At 46.7% G+C, this 18,885-nt stretch carries 17 protein-coding genes; 8 read left to right on the top strand and 9 right to left on the bottom strand.

Annotated features, from left to right (window positions below; translation table 11 throughout):
- The first annotated feature begins 175 nt into the window (after positions 1–175).
- The 7 genes from lepA to PHF32_06955 all read left to right on the top strand — a co-directional run bounded on the left by lepA (position 176) and on the right by PHF32_06955 (position 8,514).
- Positions 176–1,975 (top strand): translation elongation factor 4, encoded by a 1,800-nt coding sequence (lepA, locus tag PHF32_06925; GenBank protein ID MDD4560448.1) that lies wholly within the window; start codon positions 176–178, stop codon positions 1,973–1,975.
- A gap of 10 nt (positions 1,976–1,985) precedes the next feature.
- Positions 1,986–3,638 (top strand): POTRA domain-containing protein, encoded by a 1,653-nt coding sequence (locus PHF32_06930; GenBank protein ID MDD4560449.1) that lies wholly within the window; start codon positions 1,986–1,988, stop codon positions 3,636–3,638.
- A gap of 209 nt (positions 3,639–3,847) precedes the next feature.
- On the top strand, positions 3,848–4,036 hold the full coding sequence (locus PHF32_06935; GenBank protein ID MDD4560450.1) for a hypothetical protein: 189 nt from the start codon (positions 3,848–3,850) through the stop codon (positions 4,034–4,036).
- Between the two features lie 197 nt (positions 4,037–4,233).
- Complete coding sequence (locus PHF32_06940; protein MDD4560451.1) at positions 4,234–5,442, top strand: acetate kinase; 1,209 nt, start codon at positions 4,234–4,236, stop codon at positions 5,440–5,442.
- Positions 5,443–5,474: 32 nt separating this feature from the next.
- Positions 5,475–6,593 (top strand): hypothetical protein, encoded by a 1,119-nt coding sequence (locus PHF32_06945; protein MDD4560452.1) that lies wholly within the window; start codon positions 5,475–5,477, stop codon positions 6,591–6,593.
- On the top strand, positions 6,574–8,088 hold the full coding sequence (locus tag PHF32_06950) for a hypothetical protein (GenBank protein MDD4560453.1): 1,515 nt from the start codon (positions 6,574–6,576) through the stop codon (positions 8,086–8,088). Before PHF32_06945 ends, PHF32_06950 begins: the two co-directional genes overlap by 20 nt.
- A 12-nt stretch (positions 8,089–8,100) precedes the next feature.
- On the top strand, positions 8,101–8,514 hold the full coding sequence (locus PHF32_06955; GenBank protein ID MDD4560454.1) for a hypothetical protein: 414 nt from the start codon (positions 8,101–8,103) through the stop codon (positions 8,512–8,514).
- 99 nt (positions 8,515–8,613) lie between these two features.
- On the opposite strand, the gene tsaE is transcribed toward PHF32_06955, so the two are convergent.
- The 9 genes from tsaE to PHF32_07000 form a co-directional block, all read right to left on the bottom strand.
- Positions 8,614–9,054 (bottom strand): tRNA (adenosine(37)-N6)-threonylcarbamoyltransferase complex ATPase subunit type 1 TsaE, encoded by a 441-nt coding sequence (gene tsaE, locus PHF32_06960; protein MDD4560455.1) that lies wholly within the window; start codon positions 9,052–9,054, stop codon positions 8,614–8,616.
- Positions 9,055–9,414: 360 nt separating this feature from the next.
- On the bottom strand, positions 9,415–10,191 hold the full coding sequence (locus PHF32_06965) for a hypothetical protein (protein MDD4560456.1): 777 nt from the start codon (positions 10,189–10,191) through the stop codon (positions 9,415–9,417).
- Between the two features lie 37 nt (positions 10,192–10,228).
- Entirely contained in the window at positions 10,229–10,825 is a 597-nt protein-coding gene (locus PHF32_06970; protein MDD4560457.1) for a hypothetical protein, read from the bottom strand.
- Positions 10,822–12,039: an FtsW/RodA/SpoVE family cell cycle protein gene (locus tag PHF32_06975; protein ID MDD4560458.1), complete on the bottom strand. Its 1,218-nt coding sequence runs from the start codon at positions 12,037–12,039 to the stop codon at positions 10,822–10,824. Before PHF32_06975 ends, PHF32_06970 begins: the two co-directional genes overlap by 4 nt.
- A complete protein-coding gene (mrdA, locus tag PHF32_06980; protein ID MDD4560459.1) occupies positions 12,036–13,940 on the bottom strand; it encodes a penicillin-binding protein 2 in 1,905 nt (634 codons plus the stop codon). Before mrdA ends, PHF32_06975 begins: the two co-directional genes overlap by 4 nt.
- Positions 13,933–14,427, bottom strand: coding sequence for a rod shape-determining protein MreD (gene mreD / locus PHF32_06985; GenBank protein MDD4560460.1), 495 nt, complete (start codon positions 14,425–14,427; stop codon positions 13,933–13,935). The genes mrdA and mreD overlap by 8 nt, the downstream gene beginning before the upstream one ends.
- Positions 14,428–14,431: 4 nt before the next feature.
- On the bottom strand, positions 14,432–15,112 hold the full coding sequence (locus PHF32_06990; GenBank protein ID MDD4560461.1) for a hypothetical protein: 681 nt from the start codon (positions 15,110–15,112) through the stop codon (positions 14,432–14,434).
- Positions 15,102–15,851, bottom strand: a complete 750-nt coding sequence (gene mreC / locus PHF32_06995; protein ID MDD4560462.1) for a rod shape-determining protein MreC — start codon at positions 15,849–15,851, stop codon at positions 15,102–15,104. The genes PHF32_06990 and mreC overlap by 11 nt, the downstream gene beginning before the upstream one ends.
- 92 nt (positions 15,852–15,943) lie before the next feature.
- The gene (locus tag PHF32_07000; protein ID MDD4560463.1) at positions 15,944–16,981 is read right to left on the bottom strand and encodes a rod shape-determining protein; all 1,038 of its coding nucleotides are present in this window, start codon (positions 16,979–16,981) and stop codon (positions 15,944–15,946) included.
- A 655-nt stretch (positions 16,982–17,636) separates the two neighbouring features.
- On the opposite strand from PHF32_07000, the gene PHF32_07005 reads away from it, so the two are divergent.
- The gene (locus PHF32_07005) at positions 17,637–18,023 is read left to right on the top strand and encodes a hypothetical protein (protein ID MDD4560464.1); all 387 of its coding nucleotides are present in this window, start codon (positions 17,637–17,639) and stop codon (positions 18,021–18,023) included.
- The last annotated feature ends 862 nt before the right edge of the window (positions 18,024–18,885 follow it).

The raw sequence follows: 18,885 nt of genomic DNA on the forward strand, positions 1-18,885 counted from the left end.
CCGGAGGCGGCTACCATCAGCATGCTACGATACGAAACCTCTCCGTAGCATCGGAATGCTGCGATTCGGACTTTCATAAACAATCCATTACTTGACAAATCCTCTCGTAGCATAATCCTGACGACAATCATAACTGATACATAAATATAGATGATAGATGAATAAAGGACATAGCATGGATCAAAAATACATCCGCAATTTCTGCATAATCGCGCATATAGACCACGGTAAATCTACTCTTGCTGATCGTTTTTTGGAAGCTACTCATGTGATCGGCAAGGGGACAGAAGTGGCTCAGCTTTTGGATAGCATGGATCTGGAGCGTGAAAAGGGCATCACCATCAAGTCCCACGCCATCAGGATGATACACAAGTATAAAGGTGAAGATTACATCCTCAATTTGATCGACACCCCCGGACATGTGGACTTTTCCTATGAAGTATCCCGCGCATTGGCTTCCTGTGAAGGAGCAGTGCTTCTGGTGGACGCATCTCAGGGTGTTGAAGCCCAAACTATGAGCAATCTGTATCTGGCTTTGGACAACAACCTGGATATACTACCTGCATTGAATAAGATCGATCTGCCCAAAGCAGATGTGGAAGGCACGCAACATGAACTGATCGACATCCTAGGCTGCAAGGAATCCGAAATCATCAAAGTAAGCGCCAAGACCGGTGAAGGTGTGGAATCATTGTTGGACGCTGTTGTAGAACAGCTTCCCGCTCCCAAAGGGAGAGTGGACGCACCGCCTCAGGCCCTTATATTTGATTCCTTTTTCGATATGTACCGCGGTGTGGTCGTCTTGGTGCGTCTGTTTCACGGTAGCCTGAAGAAAGGCGACAAGATCAAGCTCTTTAGCACCAGCCGTGAATATGAGATCGAAGAGATCGGATATCTGGGCATCAAGTTTCAGGCACAACAGGAATTGAATACCGGTGAGGCAGGATACATCATCGCCAACATCAAAGAAGTGGCGGACGCCCGAGTAGGCGACACCATTACTCTATCCAAGGGCGGATGCGAAGAATCCCTACCGGGATTTCTGGAACCCAAACCAATGGTGTACAGTGGTATCTTCCCTATCAATGGTGAGGATTATGAAGACCTTGTGGAGGCCATCGCCAAGCTCAAACTGAATGATGCTTCCCTCATCTATGAGAAAGAGAGTTCAGCCGCTCTGGGTTATGGTTTTCGTTGCGGATTTCTGGGCATGCTGCATCTGGAGATCGTAAAAGAACGCCTCTATCGAGAATACAATATTCCTATCATCGCCACCACACCTAGCGTACGCTTCAAGATTGGTTTGAAAAACGGCACCGAGATCGAGGTGCACAATCCCATCGATTTTCCCGATCCTGCAGGAATAGACTACATCAAAGAACCCTTTATGGATACGGAGATCATCGTGCCCACAGACTACATCGGCAACATCATGAAGCTGGCGCAGGAACGCCGGGGAATCCAGAAAAACCTTCAATACATCGATCAAAAACGCGTCTCGATGCACTATGAAATGCCTCTCATCGAGATCATCTTTGACTTTTATGACAAACTAAAGACAGTGAGCCGCGGATATGCTTCCCTCGACTATACCTTCAAGGAATTCAGGTTTTCGCAGGTTGTAAAAGTGGACATCCTGATCAACGGCGAAAGAGTGGATGCAATGAGCTTTATCTGCCATCAGGACAAGGCACATAACTGGGGCAAAAGCGTCACCAGCACCCTGGCGGATGTGATCCCGCGGCATATGTTCAAGATCGCTCTGCAAGCCACAATCGGCGCAAAGATCATCGCTCGAAGCACCATCAACGCCATGCGTAAAGATGTGTTGGCAAAGTGCTATGGGGGCGACGTGAGCCGTAAACGCAAGCTTTTGGAAAAGCAGAAAGAGGGGAAAAAGAAGATGAAAGAGATCGGCAATGTAACGGTACCTCAAGAAGCTTTTCTGGCGGTTTTGAAGGCAGACCGGGATTAAGCCATAAGCCATGAAAACCGCTTCTCTCGCTCTGATAATGATACTGATGTGCGGGTGGCTCTTTGCGATCCAGATCGGCAGCATTGTATTCGAGGCCGATTTTCCCATCGATGAGGAGGAGTTGAGCCAGGTTTTGGGGTTGAAAGCAGGGGATGAATACCAGGCGGAGACCATACAACCTGGCATTCAGCGGCTTAAAGATCACTTCGCAGCCAACCATCAGTATTACTTGCAGATATCCCTGCCGGAATTGCAGCCTATGGAAGATGGTTCCCTACAGTTGCATTTTAGAATCAAGCGCCTGGCGGACAGCAACAGCGTGCAGATCCGCTATACCGGCTTGAAATACTTCTCGGGAAGTAAACTGCACGAATTTGCGTTCACATCAGAACAAGCTCTTTACAGCCTAGATGAACTGGAAGAGATTATGGACAAAATCCTGCATGTGTATCAACAACGAGGTTATCTGTTTGCAACGGTAGAGCTTGATTCCCTGGTGATGGGGGAGCCATTTGTTGCCTATATCAAAGTGAGTGAAGGTGCTCAGCAACGCATCTCCGGTTTCCGCTTCCAGGGGAATAAAGTGAGCCGGGAATCCTCTCTGTTAAAGACATCAGGGCTATTGAGGCAAAAAGTAATTACCCCGCAGATCCTTGAACAGGCTGCAGAAAACATCAAAGCACGAGAATACATCAGGGATTGCGAGATTATTCCTTTGGATGAAGAGAACCTTCTTATCGACATTCAGGAAGGCCGTATGACCTATCTTGAAGGGCTGCTGGGAATCAGTGAAAGCTCCGGGAAAAGGCAGCTTTCAGGAATGTTGAATCTGGAATTTCTGAATCTGTGGGGGAGCGATAGAGGTATCAAACTCTTCTGGAGAAAGAGTCCGGCAGATTTGAGCGAACTGAGCCTTACCTATCATGAGTCTGGAATCCCGTCCTTGCCGCTGGCAGCGGATCTGGCATTATCCCGGACCACGCAGGACAGCCTGTGGATCAGTAGCGAGGCAGATCTGGATTTGTACTACATCAGCTTGTATCATAGAATTGGCCTCAGTGTAGCCACACATAGCATCCTCCCGGGAAACAGCAACTCCAGCATCGAGAAGTCCGTCTATAGCAGCCTGGGAGCATTCTGGCACTATCAAAGCACCGGAGGAGAACGCATCCCCGTGAGAGGAATGAAAATGGATGCTTCTTATGACTATGTGATGGGCGATGGCGACAACTACGGTAAAACACAAGCGCACATTGCTACTTATATTCCCATCAAGGGTTGGCTGCTGGCATATTTGGGCGCTACTTGCAAGAACAATGAAAAGCGGCATCCGGCTCCCTACGATATGTTCGGCATGGGCGGATACGCTTCACTGCGAGGCTATCGGGAAGATGAATTCAAAAGCAGCAGGTTGGCATGGGCAAATCTGGAACTTCGATATATGCTGGCAGCAGAAACTATGCTCTATGTATTCTACGATCAAGGTTATATGCACAATAAAGAAGAGAACCCAAAATATGATCTGCTTGGAATCGGAGCCGGGATAAAACTTGGTACCCGCTTGGGAATACTTAGCATCGAATATGGTCTTGGTTATCGCGATAAAGGCTTTAGTAGTATGGGTTTGGGGATGATTCATCTAGGCATGGACATTGCTTTATAAAAAAAATACTTGCCAAGAAAGCAGGTGTCATTACTCTTGCACCATTCTTACGAAGTATATAGTCGTGTATAAGGACTGTGTGAAGGATTGGTAAGGCTTTATGGCTCCAATCCCCATAAACACTGCGGCATAAATTTGCCAAACCCAAAACCAAAAAAAATAAAAAAACCTAAGTGAACCCGAAAGGGATTATGCTTATGGAGGAATCAATGAAAAAAGTTATTTTGATCGCATTACTCGCTATGATGCTGCTCAGCATGCTCGCCATGAGTGCTTGCAAGCCGAAACCTGCAGAAGAAGCTCCCGTAGAAGAAGTTGCTCCGGTAGAAGAAGCCGTTGTTGACACTGTAATGGAAGCCGTTGAAGGCGAAGTACCTGCTGAAACACCAGCTCAGTAAACATAGCACTAACTAACTAACTAACTAGAACAGTCCTTAAAAAATGGGTAACTACGGTTACCCATTTTTTTCCCCAAAAATCGCTTGCCATATTTTGCAATCCAAAAAACAATGCCCTTGACTTGTATATGATTCTATGAAAACCTTGCAACGCTAGAAATAATATATATGTCCAAATCACATAAGGAAGTTTTTCAATGAAGATCCTCGTGGTAAATTGCGGTAGCAGCTCCTTGAAGTATGAAGTTTACGCAATGCCGGAACAAATCAGCATGGGCAAAGGCCTGATAGAGCGCATAGGCCTTTCGGACGGTAGAATCAATCAAAAAACCTGCTCTAAGGTTTACGACAAAAGCACTGAAATCCCCAATCACAGAATAGCTTTCGAACTAATGATGCAAGCTCTCCTGGACCCTCAAGCAGGCATACTGAGCTCCATCTCTGAGATAGAAGGCATCGGACACCGAGTAGTGCACGGTGGAGAAGAGTACGCGGAATCTGTACTGATAGACGATGCTGTGATCCAGGCCATCGAAAAGACCTGCGAGTTGGCCCCTCTGCACAATCCCGCCAATCTCACCGGCATCAAAGAAGCTACGAACTTCTTTCCCAGCATCCCCCAAGTAGCGGTTTTTGACACAGCTTTCCATCAGAGCCTGCCCCCTCATGCTTATCTGTATGGCATTCCCCGTGAGTTTTATGATAAGTACAGGATACGCCGTTACGGATTCCATGGTACCAGCCATCGCTATGTGGCCGGAATCGCACTCCAGATGCTGAAACGCAGCCCCGAAAACACTAATCTCATCACTTGCCATCTAGGTAATGGCGCATCCATCACTGCCATTCAAGCCGGTAAATCAATCGATACCTCCATGGGTTTCACTCCCTTGGAAGGGCTACTTATGGGCACCCGTAGCGGAGATTTGGATCCCTCAATCATCTTTTATCTGGAAGAGCGCGGTTTCGACTTTCATGAGTTGAACTCTATCCTGAACAAGAAGAGCGGTTTATTGGGATTATCCGGCATTTCCAGTGATCTTCGTGATATCGAAGATGCTGCCGAACAGGGTAATGCCAATGCTCTGGAAGCCCTGGAAACCTACGCCTACCGGATTCGAAAGTTCATTGGTGCGTATTCGGCAAATCTGATCAAAGTGGACGGCATCGTGTTCACTGGTGGTATCGGCCAAAACGCAGTTAAGATGCGTGAGAGGATCTGCACTCGCCTGGAAAACATCGGAATCCATATAAACCGCGAGAAGAACCGTAAAGTAGGCCGGGAAGCGGGGATTATATCCCAGGACTACTCCCCCATCAGCATTCTGGTGATTCCCACGAATGAGGAATTGCAGATCGCCCTTGATACTGTTCAGATCATCAACACTGATGTGAAATCTACCTGATTTCTAATATAAAACACCTGTAGGAGGTCTAAATGAAACGTTTGTTAATAATGCTGTTAGTCATTTATAACTCGGTACTTTTTGCCACCTCTATTCACAGCATACGGGCAAAAGACTATTATGGTTCTGTGGTCAGATTTGTTCTGGGCATGGATCAAGACACGGATTTTAGCGTAGAAAAGAGCTCAGACGGATACTACATTGGCATTCCAAATTTTGATGGAAACATCCCAGAGTATAACCTGAGTGGCACGTTTTTGGATGCCATATACGGCTCTCCAGGTGGAATTGTGGTAAAGACCACTGAAGACCTCAACTTCTTCAAAATGAGGTTGAGCGACACAAACTCCCTGGTCGTGGATTTCTACAAAGCTGACAATAGTAAAGCCTCTCGATTGGCACTTGCCAGATTCAACACCGAGAAAGGCAGGCTGGTAGCAGCGGACAAGGCTTTCAGCTCACTGGCAGTGGATTACCCCAATCATTATGATGTGTGGTATTACTGGGGAGAACTGCTGATCAAACGCGGAAGCAGTCGTGCTGCAGATAAACTGTACAAAATCCCTTCCAGCAGTTCGTATTACGAAAAGGCACAGAAATTGCTGGATGCAGGCTTCTCTACACCTTTGCGTGATGAAGCTGTTCCGGTTGAAGAAGAAGCCCCCTCAATGCCTATAACCGAAGCTCCTGATGAGCCTGAAGCTGATATCCATGTAAAGTCTGTGGACGATCTTCTGGATTCTCCCGGTGGCTTGAAACCCAAGATCGAAGAACATGATGGCGAAATTGTCTATACCATCCCTCCCGAATTACTGGAAGATGAAGCAGCAGACAACCATTTCGCCAATTCCCTGGCCAATTATTGGCTCTACTTCGTATGTGCGGCGATTTTACTGGTAATCATCGTGATTATCATCATTCTGGAACGCAAGCGGAGAAAGTCCAAAGATTTCCTTTCTGGGATTGAAGAGAGCCAAAACACCATGGACACAAACACATTGCTCAAGATGGTAAATCGCTTGTTGGCCGATGGTTGGACCAATAAGGAGATTGCCCGCGAATTGAAAATCAACATCAGAGAAGTGGAACTGGCTATTCACAGATTACACTATGTGGGTGGTTTTGAGGAAGATGAAAACCAAAAAAAATAAGACCAGTATCTTGCTGATAGCATTATGTTTGTTGGCAGGAAGCTCGCAGTTATGGGGCAGATCTACCTTCAGATCTGCCTTCATACCGCAGCTTCACAGCTCTTACCGGGCGGGCTTCCTAACCGAAAATCCAAGCTACTTTAGCGAAGAATTGCAGCCTGAAAACGATGGCCTTTCCCATCCGTTTAGATCTCTACACGGTGTCCAAGATGCCTTGTACGAGGTCTTTAGTTCACACTCCCGGGACCACGACTTGTTTAGTTACAGACACCCACTATTGAAAGCCGACCTGAATGTCTATGCAGGATACGAAGCGGACTTCCCCGAGAATGGCGACTACGATTTCTGGTATAAAGGCTGGAGACTGACCGCAGAAGCCGGACAAAACGTATTTCTACGTACGGATTGGTACAATGGCGCCTATCACGGCGATCTGAACTTAGCTGAGACCGATGAACTGATCGACGGCTATTACAAACGCTTCACCTCGCATATCCAGCTAGATAACATCAGCGGTGAGCTGGCTTACCGTACGGACAAACTAAACCTTGCCCTCGGCAGAGGCAGATTTCAGATCGGCAACAGCATCAGCGGCAGCATCATCTTGAACGACAAAGTGAACGACTATGCCTATCTCTTGGCTGAAGCGCATCTGGGCGACTTTCGCTTGAGCATGATGCATGGTAGTTTGGTTGCAGACAGCGTTTATGCCTCCGCTTCGAACAGTTCCGTAAACGCACTAAACTATCCCGACAAATATGTCGCACTCCATCAATTGAGCTATTTCCCCCTTCACTCGCTGGAACTCTTTGTGGGAGAAAGCGTTGTTTACGGTAACCGCGCTATAGATTTGAACTATATTCTGCCCAACAGCTTTTGGCGCGCCACAGAACACAATCAGCACGATCGGGACAACGTAATGATCTACTGCGGAGGGAATTACGCACCCGTGGACGGTACCCTGATCTATGCCCAATTTGCTCTGGATGAATTCAGCTATAGCAAGTTTTTCACAAACTGGTGGGGCAATAAATACGCTCTGCAGACAGGCATCAGCCAAGCCATCCCCACCGGCAGAATCAGCCTGGAAGCCAGTGCCGTCCGCCCCTACACTTATGCCCATTATATGAATCACACTATGTATTCCCACGACGGACGTCCTTTGGGCTATCCTCAAGGCTCCAATCTGGTTGATGTTAGTCTGGAGGCAAATCTGGGACTACTTCCATACTGCTTGCTGGACAGCCGTCTTTCCTGGCGTAAACGAGGCTCTGACGGAGCCTCCTGGCAAGATAACTACCACGATATCTTTACCGGGCAGATTGACGATGCCCAAGCCACCTGGTTTATGGGAGATCAAAGCAATGAATACCAACTCTGCAGCAGTCTCACAATCCCCATTTTGGCTCATAATCGTCTCTTGATCGGTCATGACAGCCTGCACCGGGACAAGTGGGAACACAAGCTTTTCGCAGCGTGGCAATTCATTTATTAACAAGGATGTACAATGAGATCATATGACCGCATGGAGTGGCCGAGACGCTATAACTTGAAGGGAAGCATACTATTGGTGGTGGTGATCGTCATTGTGCTGAGTTTTCTGCTACATCAGCGCAGTAATCAAACCATGACTGATAAAGTAGAGATCTCCGAGATCAGTTTCGATGACTGGGGTACACAGTTTATTGAGATTGGCTATACCATAGAAAACAAGACAGATAAGCCTCTTGAGCTATATCTTTTAGCCAAGGTCTGGGATAAGGATGAAATCGAGCTGGCGAGCGCTTTATTCATGGTGGAGATTCCAGCGCGAAGCCGCCAAACCCGCAGCAAACTCTTTGATAGCCTCAGCCGCAGTTTAGCAGAAGGAGAGCAGCCATATCGGGCAGGAATCATACCCTACCCCAAACGCAAGATGTAGGGGCAGAGACATCCCGCCGGCAGAGCCCCTATTTCTGCTGCTCATAACACTGTCTCATAGACCAATAATAATGTGTTTCCACTTGTCGAAAACAGAGTATTAGGAGAAGAACTCCTGCAGCTTTTCGTCCGGTCTGATCTCCACAAAGCGCTGTTTCCCCTCAAAGCCGAAGTGTAGCCGAAGATTCTGATACGGCAGGAAGTTTTCGGCAACTTCCGGCCACTCAATCAGCGTAATACCGTCTTCAATCATGTCCAACAATCCCAAATCCAGCAATTCTTCCTCGCGTCTCAATCTGTATAGATCCAGATGGTATAGAGGGTAACGACCAAAATGATATACCTTGAAGATCACAAAAGAGGGGCTGTCGATCTCGTCCGGTACTCCCAGAAATGCCCCCAGTGCTTTCACAAAGAAGGTCTTTCCGCTGCCCAACTCTCCGGAGAGGGTCACAATAGAGCCGGGGCCCAATAAGGGCACGATGAAGTGAGCAAGATCAATGGTATCCTGCTCGCTGTTCAAATCTATTCTTTTATGCATTATTTCTCCCACCTAATATTAGAAAAGAGCCCCAAAAGACGCACCCGCATCGCGGAAATTTGCTACTCTTGGGACTCCACATTCTGCTTATTAGTCAGTCCTAATGATAGAATAAAGCAGCTTGCATTTTTGGCAAGCACTTTGATCTCCGAAAAGTGGGCAGAATCCCTGATATACATGGTCAACAAGCATTTGTCCCTCTGGATTTCGTGTAGTACTGAAGCAGATATTGTCCCGTTATCATCGAGTGACGACTGCTTAATAATAGCATGATATCTGGATCGGCACAGCGCAAACAATACTAAAGCAGAAGAAAAGCCGATGCGAACACCGGCTTTGATTTTTGTACTGGTAAATTGTTTATCTTTGAGACCGCAACTCTCTGGCTATTTGTATATAATCGGAAGCCGACATATCTTTTTCCTTATAACCGTCCTGATTGCTGGCCACAGACATGCAGCTGATCTCGCAGTGACTCTCTGTGTAGAAATTCAACTGCATCAGTGAAAGCGAATAATACCCTTGAGGTCCCACTTCTTCCACGGCATTGGCGGGGATCGTCAGGCTTCTGTCGCTGGGAGAAAGCAAGAGAAAATAGCCTTCATCCTCTTCTTCATCTCCCTTGGCATATTCATAGATTTCTGAATAAGCTTGAAAATATTGGGAGTTGTTGTTACCTTCCATGGTCCAGTTCAGTGTAGTGGCTTGAGTGGGTATATAAGGATCTGGAAATTCGATATTTGCTTTATACGGGGTTTTGATGGTACTGGAGCAGATAACTTCTTCTCCCTGTAGGAATTCTATGTCATACTCGGTACCATGGCTTAACGGTACATAGGTTTGGTACAAACCATACCCGCCGAACATATCATGTATTACGCCGTCAATCTTGATCTTGTAATCATTGCCAGATGGTTGTTCATCATATTCTCCCCACCGTATGGCTGTAATCGAAAATTCATCACTTTTCTCTGGCAAGTATAGTGCATCACTGATCATGATTTCCCAGTCATACTCTTCGTCATTGTCATCCGGCAATCCAGATACACCGCCATTGTCGTCATCTCCGATACAAGCGCTGAAGGCGAAGATCATGGCCAAGCTGAACGATACGAGTAAGAATAGTTTGCTTCTCATGTGTTCTCCTTTTTTTATTCGCACGTAGGTGCTATTATTAGTCTATTTTGAAGCTATGTACTTCCCAGCAACCGGCATCGTCTATCCACACCGATCCTTCGCTGAAGGGGGGGATCAGGATGGATATACGGCCAAAATTGACACCCGGACGCAGGAAACCTGCGCTAACAGAAAGGCTGTTCCATACATCAGCCGGTGTTTGTTTTGCTTTGAAGCGATTGGTTATCTTGCCGTTTTCTTTGAACGTGATCATCTGCATGGTGATCTGAGGAGGATTGGGGCTGTCGGTTTTCAGCTTGATGCGAGAGTAATATCCCCCATAGCGGCGTACTTTGAAGGGTTCTGAGATCAGCATGATATCCTTGTCTGAAGCCGATATATGCAGTGAGCTTTCGCCTTCAAGCGCATCGGTGGCATCTATGCGAATCTTATCGAAATCCGCACTGGCTGGCTCCACTATGATGCTCCAACCTTTCAAAGCTTCATTGGGAGAGAGGGAATATAGGGCGAATCCCGGATTTGCCACCAGATTCTTGCTTTCCCCGATATCTGCTTCGGTAAAAAGCAGCGATGAACTCACAAAACAAGAACTAAGAGTGAGGGCTAGCAATATGAGCCATAGCCACAGTTTCATTTAATAAAACCTCTTTCATTTAAATATTTCAAGATCACCGCCACCGAAATGGTATTGATCATCAGATTCGATCCGCCATAACTGATGAATGGCAAGGGGATACCCGTAGCCGGGACCAGACCGATATTCATACCGATGTTGATAAAACTCTGCAACATAAGATAAGCAAGAATGCCAGCTGAGGCAACCTTTCTTTCCTTTACCTTCAACTGATTTATGTCGTGAATGATGCGGGCAAAAAAGAAAGCAAATATAAACAGCAGAAACATCGATCCCACAAAGCCGAATTCTTCGCCGATCACCGAGAAAATGAAGTCTGTATGGTGCTCGGGCAAGAAGTTCATATTCTTCTGAGTTCCCATCAGCCAGCCCTTGCCGGTCAATGCTCCGCTACCTATGGCAATCTTGCTTTGGATTATCTGATAACCTGCTCCCAAGGGATCGCGGGTGGGGTCCATAAAGGTGAGAATGCGGTTTTGCTGGTAGTCTTTCAATCCCATCCAAAATACTGGCATAATCAATGCAATAAATACATTCGCGATACCCGCCACAGTGATTGCTACCCAGGAAAGGCGCGACCACATCAATAACAGAACCAAGAGCACAATCCACAGCAGGATAAATAGCCAATGGATGGATGCCACCACGGAAACCACCGGCGATATGATGAGCAATATGTAGAAAAGTGGAACCTCGGCTGCTATCAGCATTGCTATCAAGCTTGCCCAAAACACGAGCGTAGTGCCGAAATCCGGCTCCAGCATAATCAGGATCACCGGAGCCAGCATGATGCCAAAGCCATACAACATCTGGCGATATTCGTTCACATTCTCTTTGGAAATGTAGCGCGCTACCATCAGTATGGTAAGCAGTTTGGCACTCTCAGAAGGCTGAATATTGATTCCTCCCATACTGAACCAGCGATGCGAGCCATTTATCGCAGGAGTGAAAAGCACTAAAATTAAAGCCAGGATATTGAGTATAAAAGCGGGCAGAATCAGGATGTCGAATATGGGCATTGGGAGCTTCAATAAAAAGGCAATCATTCCCAAAGCAAGGATGGCAAAGATGATCTGCCTCCACCAAAATGCCTGTGTGCTTACCTGGTTGGAGATCACGGTGGTAGATGCGCTGAAGATGGCAACGCAGCCCAATGCAATCAGGATAAACAGAAGAGCTAGCAGAACGAAGTCGAATTTTTGGCGGTTGATCATGGCTGTACCTGCTCCGATACGGTATCCTGCCCTTCTGGGGACTGGATGGTTTCTGTCTCCTCTGCTTCGTCTGCTGATACATCCCCCTCAATCTCCGCTTCCTGTTCCTCTGCACTGCGGAATTGGGCAGGGATCTTGGCAGGACGCGTGATATTCTCGATGTTGCCCATATAGAAATCGAAGATACTGCGAGCTACCGGGGCTGCCATCGCTCCGCCACCCCCGGCGTTTTCCATGAAGACTGTTACTGCAATCTCCGGTTTATCGGTTACGATATAGCCGCAAAACCAGGCATGGGTGGTCTTGCCCATAGAGTTCTCAGCCGAACCGGTCTTCCCATATGAAGTGGCTCCGGGAACCTGAACACTGCGAGCAGTACCATTCGGAGCGTTACACACTGCCCATAGACCATCTTGAATGGCACGGAGGCTCTCAGTGTTGTTCGGAAGGGAACTTTTGTGGACGGGATTCACTTGATTGATGGTGAGCCGGCCTCTGCCAACAGTTTGTTTGAGCAAATGTGGCTGAATCCAGGTACCGTTGTTCGCAATAGCCGCATAAAAGGCATTTAGCTGGATGGGAGAGCATAGAATCTCGCCCTGTCCGATGGAGAGATTCACTTTATGTCCCTGAATACCTATTTTGGGGCCAAATCGCTGTTTGTACCAGGCTGTATCAGGGAAAAAGCCATTACGCTCATTGGGCAGATCAATCCCGGTCTGACGGCCAATATGACTTGCCAGAGCGAAGTCCTTGAATTCGTCCAGCGGCAAGCGCAGTGAAAGGTCGTAAAAATACACATCACAGGAATGCATCAGGGCTTCCACAATGTTGGTTCTGCCATGACCGCCGTGCTGCCAGCAGCGGAAGTAGCGATTACCCACTTGAAATCCGCCATCGCAGTAGCTGAGACGGGTATCTCTGGAAACTACCTTTTTGCTAAGTCCAAAGCCCCCTGTTATCGGCTTAAATACCGATCCGGGAGGGTATGTGGCATGAATCACCCTGTCAAGCATCGGCTTGCTCGCATCGTTCAGATCTGCCCATACTTCAGGACTGATTCTCTGCATAAAGGCATTGGGGTCATATCCCGGCTTGCTTACATAAGCCAGGATGCCCCCAGTTCTCACGTCACTCACTACCACAGCGCCCTTGATGTGATCCGGGAAAGCCCGATAGGCAAAGTCCTGCAGATCGTTATCTATGGTCAGAACTAAGGATAGCCCGTTGAGGGGCTCGATGAATCCCGCTTCGTCAAACAGCCCCAAAGAGCGTCCCTGAGCATCCACCTGTACTACTTCCTTGCCGTCTCTTCCCCTGAGTAGTACTTCGTAATAACGTTCCAAGCCGGTTTTGCCGATGTAGCTGTTGATGGAGTAATCTTCTTCTTTATAAAGTTCATACTCATCTTCATTTATACGCCCTACATAGCCCGTAAAATGATTGGGATATAGATAATTGCGGGTTGAGCCTATGCGAAACACCAGCTCAGGATAGTAATTGAGATACTCGCTGAGACTCAGTACAGTTTTGTATGGGATGTTGTCTGCCAAGAGTATCTCTTCGTAGGTCTTGAACCTCTGTTTGCTAACCATGTCTCTCAGTTCTTCTTCGGAGATTTCAAAGTGCCGATGGAGGAACTGAGCCAGGGAAGAGAGGTTGCGGATTTTACCGCTGGTGAGGTAGAGGTTGTGAGATGGAACGTTTTGCACTATGGGGCGGTATTTTTGGTCGTATATCTCACCCCTGGTCGCGGTAATACGGCGGATCCTTACAAAATTGCTTTCTGCCACCCGCTTGTAATGCTCTCCCTTGATTACCTGCAATCGGAATAGAGAGCCCGCCAATAGCAGGAACAACGCTGCAAGTATTATCACATAGACCTTAATGGCTTTAGTCATGTGCTACAACTATGCGCAACTTGCTGATGAACTGCATCATGGAAAAAAAGAGCAAGCTGAAGATAAGATTGTATAAGAAACCAAGCGCAGCAAGACGATACACTTTGGCGTCGAATCCCCAGGACAAGCCCTGTGCCAGCAGATAAAGCAGACTGAAGATGAGATTGGTGGAGGCAATTGCGATCAGTTTGGCTACGGTGCTATCCTGTTCGAAAGGTATCCGCAGCACATCGATAAGCACTGCCAGAAGTACAAAGAACAGGGCATGCAAGCCAAAAAGAGAAGGATTGAGGGTGTCATACATCAGGCCAATTATGAACACGACGGGCAGAGAGAGCTCCCAGGCCTGCTTCCACACAGTGTAGATAAGCCAGGGCAATAGGATAAGGGGAACTACGTTGGCTATCGCAAGTGCCGGCATAAACAGAACCTGCACATACAGTAGGAAAAGTCCACCCAGAAATACGTAGATCCCTTTTAAGATCACCTGCTCAGTCCTTGCGCCTTACGATACAGAGCGGAGTAAGTTCATCGCCCTGGCCTTGGGGATTGTCTTTCATAGCAGTCTCGATGAAGTGTTTGGATACTCCGCCGCCCCCTCCGATCATCCAGCTTCCGCCGATATCGTTGATATCCATGATCGCCACGGGATAACCGATTGCCTCTGCCAGCTCTTCAGCTACCTTCTGAGGATCTTTGGGGCCCTTGATCACGGTTTCATTGTAGGGTGGAATCGGTGAGGTGGTGGCAGCATCAACCAAAGCTGCCTGCATCCCTGCCACGCGGTAGAAATCGCCCTTGCGTCCCAACAGCTTGCCTATCGCTCCCACTGCTGCCGCAAACAGAATGCGAATGCTTCCGGTTTCGTCGATGGCGCATTGCATGCTGGATGGCGAGCGCAATCCGATGCCGTAGGGTACTTTTGCCACAAAACGACACAATACACGGGCCAGTAAGCCTATCTTGAGTTTGCTAACGGGGATGGCGCGTCCCTGAGTGATCGCCATGGGACTCTCGCTGATGGTAAGGATGTCTCCTGCTTGCATATAGGGTATAGCATACTCACGGATGATGTCCAGCATATCGTCTTCGGCGCTCAGGATACGGGTTTTAAGTGGGATTCGCACAAAGGTGTTTCCATATACCACAATTTCTGCTTGTTTAGCTGCCATAGTTTTTCCTTTGTTTTAGTATAAACACGTGTTCCAGGTTTTCAACCAGGGTGAAGGGACTGATTTCCGCACTGAGGAACAGATTGTCCGTTGATTCCTTGATGCGGCTGATCGTTCCCACTGGGTATCCCTTGGGAAACAATCTGGATAGATTGGAGCTTACAATGGTATCTCCGGTAGCAATCTCCGAGCCCAGTTTCACCATGTTCATGGAGATGATGCCTGCCACATCAGACTGTAAAATGCCTTGCACTCCGGTACGTGAGACCATTACCGGAACCTGAAAACGGGGATTGGAGAAGGGCAGAATGATGCTATAAGTATCGGTAACCGAGATGATTTTGCCCACAATGCCATTTCCGGAGATCACTGCAGATCCCGGGACGATGTTGTATGCTTTGCCCTTATTCACGATCAGGTTGCGCTCCTGGAATTGACCGGAATAGCCAATTACCTCTGCCAATTCGAATTCTGTATCTTCAGTATTGAAACTGATGGTCGCCACACCGGTATATTCCCTCAACTGGTTTTGTAGCGAAAGGTTTTGCAGAGTGCTCTCGGTCAATCTGCTGCGTAGGATAAAGTTGTCTTCACTCAGCTTGCGATTACTCTCGATGGTCTTCAAGGAAGATACAAAAGGGAAGAAGATAGTCTTGCCAAAAAAAGACGCTTTAGCAGCGCGCAGATCATTGTCTCCGATCAGCATAACGATCGATATTATGACAAGAATCGCCGGCATTATGTATCTTTTAATCCTCATCCGTGATTAATCCCCGGGGCTGTATACAGATTTCAGCGCTGCAATAAGGGCAGGACTGCGCTGAAATCCCTTTAATCTTCAATTTTCTTGATTAGTACCTGGCGATAGCGTTCCACATCGTCCAAAACCGTTCCTGCACCTTTCACCACACATTCCAGCGGATCGGGCACCACATGTACAGGCAAATCCACGGTCTTGCGTATCTTTTCATCCAGACCTTTCAGCAAAGCACCTCCACCTGTCAGGAAGATACCGCGCTCGGCAATATCTGCGGAAAGCTCCGGCGCAGTGCGCTCAAACAAGCGCTTGATGGCGTCTATCATAGTAGTAACTGTTTCCGAGATGGCTTCGCGGATCTCTTCAGAAGATATCTTGATGGTAACCGGATATCCTGATACAATGTCCCGACCGCGCACATCCATGCATAGCTCTTCCTTCAGGGGATAGGCGCTGCCGATGGTGGTTTTGATCTTCTCGGCAGTCTGAATGCCAACGTGCAGATTGTTCTTTTTGCGCAGATAGCTGATGATGTCTGTATCGATCTTATCTCCTCCCATGCGGATACTATTGTGTACCACAATGTGTGAAAGCGAGATAACCGCGATCTCGGAAGTACCGCCGCCGATGTCCATCACCATATTACCACAGGCTTCGTCTATGGGCATATCCGCCCCGATAGCCGCAGCTACCGGCTCTGAGATCAGAAACACTTCCCTGGCCCCGGCATGCAAGACACTGTCCCGAACCGCACGTTTTTCCACTTCAGTAATACCGGATGGAACGCAGACGATCACCCTAGGGCGCACCAATAGACGCTTTTTTTGCGCCCGCATGATCAGATTGCGCAACATCAATTCGGTGACCTGGAAATCGGCAATAACGCCATCCTTGAGGGGCTTGATCACCCTTACTTCATCTGGATTTTTGCCCAGCATCACTTTAGCTTGCTGGCCGATGGCGATGATCTTTCTGCTGTCCGTAGATACAGCCACCACAGAGGGTTCGTCGATCACCACTCCACTATTCTTCTTATATACCAAGGTGTTGGCGGTACCCAAATCTATCGCTATGTCATTGGTCATCATGCCGAAAAAGTCAAATAAAGACATCCAGTACCTCTTTTCTAAAAAGCAAAATTGACGGTTCTGAGCTAGATAAACTACAAAAAACCTATATTTTCACAATTCTTGGACTCTCTATAGATGTCAAGCAAAAAGATAGAACTACCCATGCAGATAATACTAAGTTGAATAAAATCACAAAACGATGTGGAAAGATATCAACACATTACATTTATTCTGGACAATGTGCATTTTTATGTTTACAATTAATAGCAAGTTAGATATGAGTGATGCACATCACAAAGACAGAGTTGCTAAGATATCATTTTCCCCTATGTAGCATTATAGCACTATGATAATCAATCGAATAGACCTAGAGAGTATAAGCAAGATGCTACTTAACTGACAGGGGGACTCTGTGAAAGCATAGATCATTGATTACCAGCATAATACAGCTACACTTGTGTCACAAAAAAATATTCATTAGTGTTTGATTGACAAATTAATAATTATTGGTTTCTCGAATTATCTTGACTATTCCTTACTCGTGATAACATAGACTTTTATATGGTCTTGCGTAAATATCTCAAAGCTTGTAATCAGATCTGATATAACGAAGGCGATCCGTTATGGACAAGCCTTCAGTGGTGGATTAATCTATGCATTATACAAAGATGCATACAAGGTGATTATGGAGAACTCCATGAAAAAATTAATTCTTATTGCAGCAACCCTGATGCTCCTCAGCGTATCGTTGATGGGCATCACATTTAGTATCAACGTCATCGGAGCAACAACAAGTACACCCGTTTATATTTCTGGATGGACAGGTGTCCCCGGCGGACCATGGACAGATTGGAATCACGTAGAAATGACACGCGGCGTGCCCAACTCTGGTGGGAACGGATATATCTACTACATAACTGCTCCCAGCAACGGGCATAATGGTTTCGATGTTACTGCATATGCCGGTGGTAAATCCAGTCGTAAAACAGGATCAGAATACAATTACGGTAATGATATCTGGCTGGATCCCATTAACATCAATGGCCCTACTAAACCTATCAATGATGAACCTATCATAAAATAACCAATAATTCGAAAAGCCGTGCCCTCTCAAGGTACGGCCTTTTCATTTTTTAATGCAGATCAGGGAACATAGCAAACTCATCTTGCCTCACATGCTGTGCTATCTCACTTCCTAATCTTTCCTGCACCTAATTGTTTGATAAATAGAGTGTTGCAAATGAAGAACAGCGTGTATTTCATTATCCAGCTTTACATTACTGTTCTAAAGCAGATTTGGAGTTTTCTATTTCTTCGGTTTCATTCTCGTACCAGTACTTGTTCATAAACTGCGTCAGGACAGACTCATAGTACTCAAGGAGATTGGTAGTCTTTATAGCTAAGAGATAAAGCGTACAGAACAAGGCATTTCGCATTGTTAATGAATCCTACTGAGCAAAGGACATCCAAAAATCGATGTGGAAAGACTTCAACACATCACAGTGTGTCTGGACAATATTCATTTATATGTTTCTAATTAATAGCAAGTTAGATATGAGTGATGCACATCACAAAGACAGAGTTGCTAAGATATCATTTTCCTCTATGTAGCATTATAACACTATGATAATCAATCGAATAGACCTAGAGAGTATAAGCAAGATGCGACTTAACTAACAGGAGGACTCTTTGAAAGCATAGGTCATTGATTACCAGCACAATACGGTCACCCTTGTGTCACAACAAAATATTCATTAGTGCTTGATTGACAAATTAATAATTACTGGTTTATCGAATTGTCTTGACTATTCCTTACTCGTGATGACCTTATCCCCGAAATTTACACCAGCAGAAGAGTGACACATGGGTCAGCAACAGCCGTTTTTTCTGATCAAAAATTTCCCGCTTTACAGCAGGAGCTTGTCGGGAGAATTTGTTGCTCAGAA

The sequence above is a fragment of the Candidatus Cloacimonadota bacterium genome (genome assembly GCA_028706475.1).
GTDB lineage: Bacteria > Cloacimonadota > Cloacimonadia > Cloacimonadales > Cloacimonadaceae > UBA5456.

Coding starts and splice junctions, on each gene's coding strand:
- lepA (MDD4560448.1), top strand. CDS start 176: ATGGATCAAAAATACATCCGCAATTTCTGCATAATCGCGCATATAGAC.
- PHF32_06930 (MDD4560449.1), top strand. CDS start 1,986: ATGAAAACCGCTTCTCTCGCTCTGATAATGATACTGATGTGCGGGTGG.
- PHF32_06935 (MDD4560450.1), top strand. CDS start 3,848: ATGAAAAAAGTTATTTTGATCGCATTACTCGCTATGATGCTGCTCAGC.
- PHF32_06940 (MDD4560451.1), top strand. CDS start 4,234: ATGAAGATCCTCGTGGTAAATTGCGGTAGCAGCTCCTTGAAGTATGAA.
- PHF32_06945 (MDD4560452.1), top strand. CDS start 5,475: ATGAAACGTTTGTTAATAATGCTGTTAGTCATTTATAACTCGGTACTT.
- PHF32_06950 (MDD4560453.1), top strand. CDS start 6,574: ATGAAAACCAAAAAAAATAAGACCAGTATCTTGCTGATAGCATTATGT.
- PHF32_06955 (MDD4560454.1), top strand. CDS start 8,101: ATGAGATCATATGACCGCATGGAGTGGCCGAGACGCTATAACTTGAAG.
- tsaE (MDD4560455.1), bottom strand. CDS start 9,054: ATGCATAAAAGAATAGATTTGAACAGCGAGCAGGATACCATTGATCTT.
- PHF32_06965 (MDD4560456.1), bottom strand. CDS start 10,191: ATGAGAAGCAAACTATTCTTACTCGTATCGTTCAGCTTGGCCATGATC.
- PHF32_06970 (MDD4560457.1), bottom strand. CDS start 10,825: ATGAAACTGTGGCTATGGCTCATATTGCTAGCCCTCACTCTTAGTTCT.
- PHF32_06975 (MDD4560458.1), bottom strand. CDS start 12,039: ATGATCAACCGCCAAAAATTCGACTTCGTTCTGCTAGCTCTTCTGTTT.
- mrdA (MDD4560459.1), bottom strand. CDS start 13,940: ATGACTAAAGCCATTAAGGTCTATGTGATAATACTTGCAGCGTTGTTC.
- PHF32_06990 (MDD4560461.1), bottom strand. CDS start 15,112: ATGGCAGCTAAACAAGCAGAAATTGTGGTATATGGAAACACCTTTGTG.
- mreC (MDD4560462.1), bottom strand. CDS start 15,851: ATGCCGGCGATTCTTGTCATAATATCGATCGTTATGCTGATCGGAGAC.
- PHF32_07000 (MDD4560463.1), bottom strand. CDS start 16,981: ATGTCTTTATTTGACTTTTTCGGCATGATGACCAATGACATAGCGATA.
- PHF32_07005 (MDD4560464.1), top strand. CDS start 17,637: ATGAAAAAATTAATTCTTATTGCAGCAACCCTGATGCTCCTCAGCGTA.